Genomic DNA, 11,623 nt, shown 5'->3' on the forward strand with positions numbered 1-11,623 from the left:
GAGGCTCAGATCTGGGCCAGCGCCCAGAAACCCACGACGTAGCAGGCCAGGGCCAGGAGCAGCACGGGGATCGCGACCTTGGCCGGGGGGCCGGTACGGCTCTTGCGTCTGCGGTCTGCCCGGTGCCGCGGAATTGCCTGCGCGGGAGTGGGAACCTGCGGGTCTTGAGCGGTGTATGAAGCAGTAGAGGCTTCGATACGCGGGCGGGGGGTCAGGGCGTGGGTGGATTCGAGGGGGTGAGGCGCGGAGGCGTGCAGAGGCTGGATCTGGGGTTGGGACTGGGACTGGGGCTGAGTCAGGGATGGGGATGGGGATGGGGGCTGAGGTTGTGGGTGTGGCTGGTGGCGTGGGGGTGGTGGCAGATGTGGGGGAGTCGCGGGGTGCGCGGGCGGCAGGGGCTGGTGCGGCGACTGGGCGGGTGCCTGGGCCCGCAGGGGGGAGGACGTGGTCGACTGCGGCGGCGGGAGATGGAAGCTCCCCGTGTCCGACATGCTGATCGGCGGCGCGAGGGAGGGGTGTGGCGCCGGGGCGTGCGGGTCGGTTGTGTGTGGTGCGGGTGCCTGGGGATGGGGGGCATGCGGGTCGGCCGCTGGTGGTGGCGAGGCGGTCCCCTGACGAGGGTCCATCCCGCCGGTGCCGGTCGCAGCAGCGCCGGAGAGGGCGCCGCTACCGGTGCCGGTGCTGTTCGTCCGTGGGTCGACAGACACCGATCCGGTGCCGGGCCAGACCCCGAGAGATCCGCTGCCGCCGCCGACGCCGAACGCCGCGCTGCTTCCCGTCCCGGCGCCGACCCCTACGCCGGCTCCTGCTTCCGGCCCAGAACCGGCGCCAGCCCTTCCCGTTCCCGTCCCCGTTCCGGTTCCCGTCCCGGGATCGACCCCCGAAGCCAGCTTCAGGGGCCCCTCCGCTGCGAACCCGTTCGGCAGTGGCCCGAGTTGGTCGAAGATCTCGATCTGCTCGTCGTCGGGACCGGGCTCCGGGAGTAGCTCCACGGCGGAGGCCAGCGCCTTCCGGGCCCCCGTGGCGGTCCGGAAACGGGTCTCGGGATCCGGCTGGAGCAGCGTGGCGACGACCTGCCAGAGCGGCTCGGGAATCCCCTGGGGCGCACCCGGGGTGCCATGCTCGGCGAAGTACTGAATGAGCGCCTTGGCGTCGGGCTTGGCTCCTTCCAGCAGATAGAGGGCGACCAGTCCGACGGCGAACAGGTCGGCCGGGAAGTCCGGTTCGGCGCCCATCATCTGCTCGGGCGCGAGATACCCGGGGGTGCCGACGACGAGGTTGGTCTCGGTGAGCCGGGGCTCGCCGAAGCGCATGGAGATACCGAAGTCCGACAGCCGGAGCCTGGGGCGTCCGGTGCCGGTGGCTTCCAGCAGGATGTTGGCGGGCTTGATGTCCCGGTGCACCACACCCTCGGCGTGCACGGCGGCGAGCCCGGACAGCAACTGGTCGAGCAGCGTGCAGACGAACGAGGGGGGCAGGGGGCCGTAGTCGCCGACGAGGTGGACCAGCGATCCACCGGCGACCAGATCCATGGTGAACAGGACCTTGTCGTCGTCGGCGGCCCAGCTGGCGGGGGCGAGCACATGGGGGTGGTCGATCCGCAGGGCCTGTTCGCGGACGAAGCGCAGCAGGGAGTGGGCGTCGCTCTGCTGGAGCACCTTGGCGGCGACATAGCGGCGACGGCGGTGGTCCCACGCACGCCAGACCGCGCCGACGCCTCCGCGTCCGATCGGGTCGACGAGTTCGTACCGTGCGGCGAAGACCTCACCCATGGCTGTGCGTTGCTCCTCCCCTCGGGCGGAACGCCTTGTTCCCCTCTGCTTCCCCCATCAGGAGTGCGATGACCCCTTCAGTTCGGCCCAGTCTGTCCTGCACGGTGCGGCTCTCGTGGTCCGACCTCGTATTCGTCATCGCGTCCGTCACCTGCTCCATCCCCCTCGTGCGCCGCGCCCCGCGCTTCGTCCCCTCGTGCCCCGTGCCCCCCGTGCCCAGGCCGACCGCTCGGCCAACTCCCGAGGCCGTTCCCTAAAGTCCGCTCCCCGCAGTCCTTCCCCCCATGCCCCCTGTGCCCATCCCCCGCGCTCATCCCCGCTGCCACCGCCAGGCCGATCCCCCGTGATCGCCTGCCCTGTGATCGCCTGCCTCCGCGCCCCGCGTCCCCCGTGACCGGGCCATCCAACCGCTACCACCCGCTACCGCCCGAGTCCCCCGTACCGTGTCCCGTCCGCTGCCGCCCGCGTCCCCCGTACCACGCACCGCGAGGTGCCCCCGCACCCCGGACCACGTGACCCGCGCCGCGCATCCACGTACTGAACTCCGTCAACTCCGCCCCGGAACAGCGCCTCCAGGACGTCCCGCTCCAAGACCTTGCCCTCCAGAACCTCCCCCTCCAGAACCCCGCCCCCGACTCCGCGTCCTGATTTATCCGCGTCGTTCGGTGAACCGGAGGTGGATGTCAGTTCTGGTGGGACTGGTAATGAGCGACGGCGTCGGACGTGCGGCCGGCGCCGTAGACGCGGAGGAACTCGGCGAGTTCCGGATGGCTGGGGGCCAGGGTGTCCGCGGCGTCGATGATGTCACCCGCGGCGGCCACCGACCGCAGCAGGGACTGGATCTCCCGGACCACACGCTTGACCGTCGGAGCACCTGAACTGCTCGTCGTCTGTGTGGTGTTGCTCAGCACCGAGCCCCCTTGTGATTTCTTGATCTCGTCCATGCGGTCCGTGGCCTCGGCCGCGCTCACACTGCCGTCCGCGACCTGGCCGGCCAGCTCCTGAAGCAGCTGTACCCGCTGGACCACGGCCGGATTTCCGATCTTCGCCCGCTGACCGCTCATCAGCTGGGACAGCATCGGCGCGGAGAGTCCGAGGACCCCCGCGAGACGGGCCTGGTTGAGTCCCAGGTCGTCGATGAGCTTACGGAAGAGCGCCCCCAGCGGCTCCCCGTACCAGTTCCGCTGCAGTTCCCGCGCTCTTGCGGTGGCTTCCTGCTGTGCGGCGTCCATTGCGTCTCCCCATCGCTTTCCCCAAAACGGCGGTTCGCTGTCGCGAACCACGACAGGCATCTTACGGAGAGTGGTCGCCTGCGGGGACCCCCCAATCTTTTTGCGAGAAACCGGGGGCGACCCGGTACTCTGGTCAGCGGCGCCTGCCGGGTGCGGTTCGAACCGGTGTGACGCCTCTCTTCCGGGGCCTTAGCTCAGTTGGTAGAGCGCTGTCTTTGCATGGCAGATGTCAGGGGTTCGACTCCCCTAGGCTCCACACCGTCCCACCGGCCGGACACCTCCACGGGTGTCCGGCCGGTTCCGTTTTCCGGTGGGGCGGGTGCCGAGGGGCGGTACCAGAGCCGTTGCGGTGATTTGCGCAAACATTTGCACCTAGGGCGTACAGGTGGGACTCCCGGCGGCGGTGCGCCCTGCCCGATGGCCCGCACGCCCCACGGTGGCGCTCTTATATCACCAGGCCAGCAGGGTTTGTGTAGTCGGTGTGATGCAGTGCGTCAATAAGTCTGTACGGAACCTGCACATGTCAGACGTTGCAAAAGTCATCAGGAGCGTGCTGGTAAAACGCCCGCGCGGGGCAACCGGCGGTGAACACCGGAGAGCACCGGTGAGCATCGGTGAACCGCAATGCTCACCGGTGAACACCGGTGAACAGCACCGAAGGGCGGGAGACGTTCAAGTCGCCCGCCCTTCAGAGGCAGTTGGACCGGCCCTTCCCGGCGCCGGTCCCCGCCCGGTGGACCGGCAGCGCCCGCCGGTCCACCGGGCGCCGTCCTACTGACCGTCCTCGTCCCGCTTGGCCGCTTCCTCCTCGGCCTCCTTGGCCTGGACCTCGGGGTCGAGGGCGGACCGGCCGCTGCCGTCGACCGAGGTGAGCCGACCGGACTCGGGGACCTCGGTCGCGGCCGGGGGTTCGACCAGCCAGTCCGGGTTGGCCTGTTTGTCCCACCACTTCCAGGCGGCGAAGGCGCCGCCCGCCACCAGACCCACCAGCGCGAGCACCTTCACCGCGTGCCCGGCCTTGGAGCGCCGCTCGTGCTTGCGGACCAGTTTCTGGATCTCGCCGGCGGTCACCCCGCCGCGCAGCGCGGCCAGGGCGGCGGAGCCCCGTACCGCGGCCTCGTCCTTGACGGGTACGGCGGCGGCCACGGCCTGCTCGATGCGTGGACGGGAGTACTCGGCGGCCTGCCGGGCGGCGACCCGGGCCTTGAGGGCCGCTTCATGGGCGGCGTAGTCGACTTTCGGCGGCACATGGGTGAGGGCCTGTTCCAGACGGGGCGCGAGATGGGCCTCATACTGGACGCGGGCCTGGTCGGCGGCCTGCGACACTTTGGGCGCGAGCCGTACGCGTGCCTCGTGCGCGTAGTGGGCGGCCCGGTCCTTGGCCGTGTCGGCGTAGGGCGCCACCACTTCCGCGGCGTGCAGCACGCTGTCCTTCGCCGAGCCGGTAGCGGCGCGCACGGTCTCGATGCGGGTCACGGGAATCCTCCTCCTCGGTGGCGTACGGTATTTCGACTTTCCACCCTTTTACGGATCATGCCTGCCGGGCGGGCGGGCGGCATGCGAAGGCGGGCATCCGGGTCACGCGTACGGACGCCGTGGGACGCCGTAGGCCGCTCCGGACCGTCGGCCGATCGGCGGCCACAGGGCGCGGCCACACGGAACAGCGACGGAGTCGGGTTGGACTGGGGTCGGAACGAGGGTCGGAATGGAGTCGGAACGGAGGTCGGAATCGGGGTCGGAATAGGGGATGAATACGGGGCAACAGGAGCCTGTCGTCGACAATGCCATGGATCGTCGCCGCGCGCGCCCGTGCCGGGGCGGCCCGTCCGGGTTCTGTTCCCTCCCGGTGCCGCCGCCACCGGCGACCCGCACGCGCCCCCCGTGCGGCCCCGCGGAAGGGCGGCGGGCGACGTGGCGGACGGTCCGTGCGAGGATCGGGGAGTCACAGGAAGACGACGGAAGGCAGATCGTGGCCGAGCAGCTTTACGCCACCCTGAAGACGAACAACGGCGACATCGAGATCCGGCTCTTCCCGGACCACGCGCCGCAGACCGTCAAGAACTTCGTGGAACTCGCCACCGGCGAGCGCGAGTGGACCCACCCCGCCACGGGCCAGAAGTCCTCGGACAAGCTCTACGACGGCACGGTCTTCCACCGGGTGATCGACGGGTTCATGATCCAGGGCGGTGACCCGCTGGGGAACGGGACCGGCGGTCCCGGCTACCAGTTCAAGGACGAGTTCCACCCGGAGCTGAAGTTCACCAAGCCCTACCTGCTGGCCATGGCCAACGCCGGTCCGGGCACCAATGGCTCGCAGTTCTTCATCACGGTCGCGCCGACGGCCTGGCTGAGCGGCAAGCACACCATCTTCGGCGAGGTCACGGACGCGGCCAGCCAGAAGGTGGTGGACACCATCGCCACCAGCCAGACCAACCCGCGCACCGACCGCCCGGTGAACGACGTGGTCATCGAGTCGGTGGTCATCGAGAAGCGCTGACGTCGACGCCGGAGTCAGTGCCAGCGTCGGAGTCGAAGTGAGCATCGGCACCGACACCGGCACCACACCGACACCGGCACCACACCGCCACCGCCACCACACGCGGCCCGGAACGTTCCCCGGGTAGCCGCCCGGGGACGTGCCGGTGGACGCTTCCTCCGGACCGCCCCAGCTGGTCCGGAGGGAACAAAAAGCCCCGCTCATCCGTAATGATGAGCGGGGCGTCGCATTGCCCGCCGATTGATGCCCGCCGAGCACACGTGAGGGGATCGCATGGACCAGGCGCCGGGCAGCCCGCAGGGCCCGGGGGAGCAGTCCTCCCAGCCCGCACAGAGCCTGCCTGTCTGCTACCGGCACCCGGACCGTGAGACGGGTGTGCGCTGCACCCGCTGCGAGCGGCCGATATGCCCGGAGTGCATGGTCAGCGCGTCGGTGGGCTTCCAGTGCCCGGAGTGTGTGCGCAACGGCTCGGGCACCGGACACGCGCCGAATGCCACGACCCCCCGCACCCTCGCGGGCGGCACCATCGCGGCCGACCCCCGGCTGCTCACCAAGATCCTGATCGGCATCAATCTCGCGGTGTTCATCGCGGTGCAGGTGCGGTCCTCGCTGCTGGACAGCCTGGTGCTGATCGGCCAGTGGCCGCCGGCGCCCTGGCCGGCCACGGAGGGCGTCGCCGAGGGCCAGTGGTACCGGCTGGTGACGGCGATGTTCGCGCACCAGGAGATCTGGCACATCGCGTTCAACATGCTGAGCCTGTGGTGGCTGGGCGGCCCGCTGGAGCAGGCCCTCGGCAGAGTCCGCTATCTCGCGCTCTATCTGGTCTCCGGCCTCGCGGGCAGCGCCCTGACCTATCTGCTGGCGGCACCCGGCTCGGCCTCCCTCGGGGCCTCCGGCGCGATCTTCGGCCTGTTCGGGGCCACGGCGGTGCTGATGCGCCGGCTGAGCTACGACATGCGGCCCATCCTGGCCCTGCTCGCGATTAACCTGATCTTCACCTTCACCTGGAGCGGTATCGCCTGGCAGGCGCATATCGGCGGCCTGGTCGCCGGGGTGATCGTCGGCTACGCGATGGTGCACGCCCCGCGGGAGCGCCGGTCCCTGGTGCAGTACGGGACCTGTGCGCTGGTGCTGGCCGTGGTGATCGGGATCACGCTGCTCAGATCGATTCAGCTGGGCTGAGCTGCTGTTTTCCACAGCGGGTGCCCGATCTTGTGCATAGTGTGCGGGAACAGCTGTGCCCCCTGTCACCGACCAGTGTTTATGCAGGTCAGGCAGGGGGCGAACAAGCTTGCGAGGGGCGGTGTGACGGTCGTACCGGCGTCAACCCACCAGAGGTTATCCACAGATCTTCGTCTTTTCCCCAAGGGAGATGTGGAAATTCCGCAAGGGCTGTGGATAACTCAGTGGATACCCCTGGGCAGAGGTGGCGCGGGCGCTACTTCCACTGGGTCGCGGGTGCTACTTCCACTGGGTGGAGACACCGAATCCGGCCGCGATGAAGCCGAAGCCGACCACGATGTTCCAGTTGTTGAGCTGGTCGATGGGGAGTGAACCGTCGGTGACGTAGAAGACGACGATCCAGGCCAGCCCGATGAGGAACATGGCCAGCATGACCGGCGCGACCCAGGCCCGGCTGTTGAGCTTGATCGACGTCGCCTGCTTCGAGGACGGCGGCGGCGTGTAGTCGGCCTTCTTGCGGATACGTGACTTCGGCACGAGGGTCTCTCCTGTCGATGCGCTGCGTGGCCGCGCAGGGAACTCGGGTCGGGCTCGGGGCAGCGTACAAGGGGACACTGAGTGCTCCCCCGGGCGTCCGTTAGCGTAGTGCTTCCGTGGCTCCGAAGGAGATAAGGGTACGTTGAGCAATTCCGCCGACTCCACCGACACCGGTTCCGGGCATGCTTCCGAGCACGATTCCGGGCCTGGTTCCGGGGGAGGGTCCGGGCCTGCTTCCGGAGGGGGCCGCAGGGGCGGGTTCCGGCCGGTGCGGGTCCTCACGGTGGGCGTCTTCGCTCTCGCGGGCCTGATCTTCTTCACCAGCTTCAACACCGCCAAAGGCACCGATATCCGTACGGATGCCTCCCTGCTGAAGCTCTCGGATCTGATCCAGGAGCGCAGCCGGGAGAACGGCGAGCGGAACGAGTCCAACGCGGCCCTGCGAGACCGGGTGGAGTCGCTGGCCGAGCGGGACGACGGCCGCACCCGCCAGGAGGACGACGAACTCGCCGCCCTGGAGCGGGACGCCGGCACCCAGGAGGTCACCGGCGAGGCCCTCACCGTCACCCTCAACGACGCCCCGCCGGACGCCACCGCCAAGCTCCCCGGCTACCCCGAGCCGCAGCCCGACTACCTGGTGATCCATCAGCAGGATCTCCAGGCGGTGGTGAACGCGCTCTGGGAGGGCGGTGCCGAGGGCATCAAGGTGATGGACCAGCGGCTGATCTCCACCAGCGCCGTGCGCTGCGTGGGCAACACCCTGATCCTCCAGGGCCGGGTCTACTCACCGCCGTACAAGATCACCGCTATCGGGGACCCCGAGAAGCTCCAGCGGGCGCTCAGCGCCAGCCCGGCGATCCAGAACTACATGGTGTACGTCAATGTGTACGGGCTCGGCTGGAAGGTCGAGGAGAGCGAGGCGGTGACCCTTCCCGGCTACTCGGGCACAGTGGATCTGCACTACGCACAGCCCGTGGAGTAGCGGCGGCCACACGGCAGCCGTGCCGCGACGCCCGCCCCCCGGCGCAGGGCGGGGCAACTTCTCGGTCGCCGGACACCGGCGGACCCACGGCGACCCCTTCTCAGGATTTCCCCACGCTCCGGCCCGGGGACGCGGTGGTGCCCGGCGACGGGACGACCTGATTCACGTACCGGATCGGCAGGGGCCGTACCGACGCTGCCCGGGGATCGCCAGGTGATCGACCCGATCGACCCCGTGCCGGGGAAATCCGGCTGCACCCGGCCGGGCCGGTGTCCCACGCCGATCACCTGCGAACCCGAGGGAGGCCGCGGCCACCGGCTGATCGTCCGGGCGCATCCGGACTCCACCCAGCCTGCGGAGGCCGGGAAACCGGAGGCCCTGCGCCGTTAGTCTGGTGCGGGTACGGCGTGAGTGGTGGTGCCGTGGGTCGACGGAAGGGACGGCATGTACGGCTGGATCTGGCGGCATCTGCCGGGGAACGCGTGGGTGAAGACACTGGTCTCGCTCGCGCTGGTCGTTGCCGTGGTCTACGTCCTGTTCCAGTACGTCTTCCCGTGGGCGGAACCGCTGCTTCCCTTCAACGATGTGACGGTGGACAACCAGTGAGCGCGCGCATTCTGGTCGTGGACAACTACGACAGCTTCGTCTTCAACCTGGTCCAGTACCTCTACCAGCTCGGCGCCGAGTGCGAGGTGCTGCGCAACGACGAGGTCGCCACCACGCACGCCCAGGACGGCTTCGACGGCGTCCTGCTCTCCCCCGGCCCCGGCACCCCCGAGCAGGCCGGCGTCTGCGTCGACATGGTCCGCCACTGCGCCGCCACCGGGGTCCCCGTCTTCGGCGTCTGCCTCGGCATGCAGTCCATGCAGGTCGCCTACGGCGGGGTCGTCGACCGCGCGCCCGAGCTGCTGCACGGCAAGACCTCGCCGGTCGAGCACCAGGGCAAGGGCGTCTTCGCCGGACTGCCCTCGCCCTTCACCGCGACCCGCTACCACTCGCTGGCCGCCGAGCCCGCCACGGTCCCGGCCGAGCTGGAGGTCACCGCCCGCACCCACGACGGGATCATCATGGGCCTGCGCCACCGGGAACTGCCCGTCGAGGGCGTCCAGTTCCATCCCGAGTCGGTGCTCACCGAGCACGGCCACCGGATGCTCGCCAACTGGCTCGTGGAGTGCGGCGACCGGGATGCGGTGGCCAGATCGGCGGGGCTCGCCCCGGTGGTGGGCAGGGCCACGGCGTGACCGCGCTGCGCCCCGAGCGCGAGTCAGGGCCCGCTCACGGCGACCACGGAGACAGCTCCGGGCACCGGGCCGACTCGGCGTTCGACGGCGCGCACGACGGGGGCCACGCGGGTTACGCGGGCGCGTACGACGGTTCGGCGCAGCCGTACGAGTACGGGGCCCCTGGAGTACCGGGCGGATCCTCAGGGCCGGGAGGCCACGGTGGCCCGGGACAGCCAGCCGACGGATACGGCGGCGCCGGTGCCGATCCCGGCGCCGCCGAGACGCAGCTCCTGCCGCCGATCGGCGCCCACCCCCCGTACGTCCCGCCGCAGTACCTCCCCCCGCCCGCCGACGACGAGACCGTCGCCCTCCGGATAGCCGAGCCACCCCTCGCCCGCATATCCGCCTCTGCCGCCCCGGCCGCCCCACCCGGCACCGATCCCGCCCCCGGCGGTCGCGCGGCCCGCAGAAAGGCCGCCAAACGGCGTAACGGCCGCCGTGGCGGCCAGGACGCGGGCACCGCAGCCCACGAGACGCACACCACCGCTTCCGGAAGCGCCCCCGGCACCCCTGGCGCCCCCGGTCACCCCGGCACCGCCGCCCCCCTCTCCCGAGTGGAAGCCCGGCGTCAGGCGCGGGCCCGTAAACCCGGGGCGGCCGTCGTCGCCAGCCGGGCCATCGGTGAGGTGTTCATCACCACCGGCGTCCTGATGCTGCTGTTCGTCACCTACCAGCTGTGGTGGACCAACGTCCGGGCGCACGCCCAGGCCGGGCAGGAGGCCAGCGATCTCCAGGACGACTGGGCCAGCGGCACCCGCAACCCCGGCAGCTTCGAGCCCGGCCAGGGCTTCGCCATCCTGCGCATCCCCGAGCTGGACGTGGTGGTGCCGATCGCCGAGGGCGTCAGCAACGAGAAGGTCCTCGACAAGGGCATGGTCGGCCACTACGGCGAGGGGCAGCTGAAGACCGCGATGCCGGGCGACAAGACCGGCAACTTCGGGCTCGCGGGCCACCGCAACACCCACGGCGAGCCGTTCCGCTTCATCAACAAGCTCCAGCCGGGCGATCCCATCGTGGTCGAGACCCAGGACACGTACTACGTCTACAAGATGGCCTCGATCCTGCCGGTGACCTCGCCGGGCAACATCAGCGTCCTGGACCCGGTGCCCAAGGACGGCGGTTTCACCGAGCCGGGCCGGTACATCACGCTGACCACCTGTACTCCCGAGTTCACCAGCAAGTACCGGATGATCGTGTGGGGCAAAATGGTCGAGGAACGGCCGCGCAGCGAGGGGAAGCCCGATGCGCTCATCGGCTAGGGAGTGTCGGACACGCCCCGGGGCACGGGCCAGGGCACGGGCCAGGGCAGAAGCAGCCAAGGGCAGAAGTTAAGGGCAGATGACTGTGGCAGCGACCACCGGCGACACCGAGCAGCACACCGAGGCACCCGGTCCCGGACCGGCGTCCCCACCCGGCCGCCGCAGGACCGGCGGGATCGCCATGGCGGTCAGTGTCTTCGGTGAACTCCTCATCACGGCCGGGCTGGTGCTCGGTCTCTTCGTCGTCTACTCCCTGTGGTGGACCAATGTCCTGGCCGACCGCAAGGCCGGTGAGGAGGGCGACAAGGTCCGCGACAACTGGGCCTCGGACCGCTCCGGCGGCACGGGCGGCCCCGGCGCCCTGGACACCAAGGACGGCGTCGGCTTCCTGCATGTCCCCGCCATGGGCGAGGGCGACATCCTGATCAAGAAGGGCACCGACACCGAGCTGCTCAACGACGGGGTCGCCGGCTACTACACCGACCCGGTCAAGGCCGCCCTCCCGACCAGCGGCAAGAACGGCAACTTCTCCCTCGCCGCCCACCGCGACGGCCACGGCGCCAAGTTCCACGACATCCACAAGATCGACAAGGGCGACGCGATCGTCTACGAGACCAAGGACAACTGGTACGTCTACAAGGTCTTCGCGACGCTCCCGGAGACCTCGAAGTACAACGTCGACGTCCTCGCCCCGATCCCCGAGGAGTCCGGCAAGAAGAAGGCCGGCAAGTACATCACGCTGACCACCTGCACCCCGGTCTTCACCAGCCGCTACCGGTACATCGTCTGGGGCGAGCTGGACCGGGTGGAGAAGGTGGACGAGGACCGGACCCCGCCGAAGGAACTCCGCCGGGGCTGACGCGCCCCCCGGACACCCAC

At 69.9% G+C, this 11,623-nt stretch carries 11 protein-coding genes, 1 tRNA gene and 1 pseudogene; 9 read left to right on the forward strand and 4 right to left on the reverse strand.

Translation table 11 applies throughout. The features are described 5' to 3' along the window. Positions 1-5 precede the first annotated feature (5 nt). Both ABZX40_RS17110 and ABZX40_RS17115 read right to left on the reverse strand, forming a co-directional pair. The gene (locus ABZX40_RS17110) at positions 6-1,772 is read right to left on the reverse strand and encodes a serine/threonine-protein kinase (protein WP_355739179.1); all 1,767 of its coding nucleotides are present in this window, start codon (positions 1,770-1,772) and stop codon (positions 6-8) included. Between the two features lie 683 nt (positions 1,773-2,455). Beyond that, complete coding sequence (locus tag ABZX40_RS17115; RefSeq protein ID WP_355739182.1) at positions 2,456-3,004, reverse strand: DNA-binding protein; 549 nt, start codon at positions 3,002-3,004, stop codon at positions 2,456-2,458. Between the two features lie 183 nt (positions 3,005-3,187). On the opposite strand from ABZX40_RS17115, the gene ABZX40_RS17120 reads away from it, so the two are divergent. Next, positions 3,188-3,260: transfer RNA gene (locus tag ABZX40_RS17120), tRNA-Ala, on the forward strand. 515 nt (positions 3,261-3,775) lie between these two features. Here the strand turns inward: ABZX40_RS17120 and ABZX40_RS17125 are convergent. Beyond that, positions 3,776-4,480, reverse strand: a complete 705-nt coding sequence (locus ABZX40_RS17125; RefSeq protein ID WP_355739185.1) for a DUF5324 family protein — start codon at positions 4,478-4,480, stop codon at positions 3,776-3,778. Between the two features lie 493 nt (positions 4,481-4,973). On the opposite strand from ABZX40_RS17125, the gene ABZX40_RS17130 reads away from it, so the two are divergent. Further along, entirely contained in the window at positions 4,974-5,501 is a 528-nt protein-coding gene (locus ABZX40_RS17130) for a peptidylprolyl isomerase (protein ID WP_355739187.1), read from the forward strand. A gap of 273 nt (positions 5,502-5,774) precedes the next feature. Continuing rightward, positions 5,775-6,683: a rhomboid family intramembrane serine protease gene (locus tag ABZX40_RS17135; RefSeq protein ID WP_355739190.1), complete on the forward strand. Its 909-nt coding sequence runs from the start codon at positions 5,775-5,777 to the stop codon at positions 6,681-6,683. A gap of 279 nt (positions 6,684-6,962) precedes the next feature. On the opposite strand, the gene crgA is transcribed toward ABZX40_RS17135, so the two are convergent. Continuing rightward, positions 6,963-7,220, reverse strand: coding sequence for a cell division protein CrgA (gene crgA, locus ABZX40_RS17140; RefSeq protein WP_355739192.1), 258 nt, complete (start codon positions 7,218-7,220; stop codon positions 6,963-6,965). Positions 7,221-7,362: 142 nt separating this feature from the next. Here crgA and ABZX40_RS17145 point away from each other — a divergent pair, with 142 nt between their 5' ends. The 6 genes and pseudogenes from ABZX40_RS17145 to ABZX40_RS17170 all read left to right on the forward strand — a co-directional run bounded on the left by ABZX40_RS17145 (position 7,363) and on the right by ABZX40_RS17170 (position 11,603). Then, complete coding sequence (locus ABZX40_RS17145) at positions 7,363-8,202, forward strand: DUF881 domain-containing protein (RefSeq protein WP_355739195.1); 840 nt, start codon at positions 7,363-7,365, stop codon at positions 8,200-8,202. Positions 8,203-8,251: 49 nt separating this feature from the next. After that, positions 8,252-8,592, forward strand: a pseudogene (locus ABZX40_RS17150) (sortase); the annotation flags it as partial. Between the two features lie 24 nt (positions 8,593-8,616). Next, complete coding sequence (locus ABZX40_RS17155) at positions 8,617-8,808, forward strand: hypothetical protein (RefSeq protein ID WP_355739302.1); 192 nt, start codon at positions 8,617-8,619, stop codon at positions 8,806-8,808. Further along, the gene (locus ABZX40_RS17160) at positions 8,805-9,443 is read left to right on the forward strand and encodes an aminodeoxychorismate/anthranilate synthase component II (protein ID WP_355739197.1); all 639 of its coding nucleotides are present in this window, start codon (positions 8,805-8,807) and stop codon (positions 9,441-9,443) included. The genes ABZX40_RS17155 and ABZX40_RS17160 overlap by 4 nt, the downstream gene beginning before the upstream one ends. Continuing rightward, entirely contained in the window at positions 9,440-10,744 is a 1,305-nt protein-coding gene (locus ABZX40_RS17165) for a class E sortase (RefSeq protein ID WP_355739200.1), read from the forward strand. The genes ABZX40_RS17160 and ABZX40_RS17165 overlap by 4 nt, the downstream gene beginning before the upstream one ends. Before the next feature lie 79 nt (positions 10,745-10,823). Then, positions 10,824-11,603 (forward strand): class E sortase, encoded by a 780-nt coding sequence (locus tag ABZX40_RS17170; RefSeq protein ID WP_355739203.1) that lies wholly within the window; start codon positions 10,824-10,826, stop codon positions 11,601-11,603. Positions 11,604-11,623 lie beyond the last annotated feature (20 nt).

It is taken from the genome of Streptomyces sp. NPDC004610, from assembly GCF_040609715.1.
Taxonomy (GTDB): Bacteria; Actinomycetota; Actinomycetes; order Streptomycetales; family Streptomycetaceae; genus Streptomyces.

Excerpts from the sequence above, each read along its gene's own strand:
- ABZX40_RS17135 (WP_355739190.1), top strand. The coding sequence starts at position 5,775 with ATGGACCAGGCGCCGGGCAGCCCGCAGGGCCCGGGGGAGCAGTCCTCC.
- ABZX40_RS17170 (WP_355739203.1), top strand. The coding sequence starts at position 10,824 with ATGACTGTGGCAGCGACCACCGGCGACACCGAGCAGCACACCGAGGCA.
- ABZX40_RS17110 (WP_355739179.1), bottom strand. The coding sequence starts at position 1,772 with ATGGGTGAGGTCTTCGCCGCACGGTACGAACTCGTCGACCCGATCGGA.
- ABZX40_RS17115 (WP_355739182.1), bottom strand. The coding sequence starts at position 3,004 with ATGGACGCCGCACAGCAGGAAGCCACCGCAAGAGCGCGGGAACTGCAG.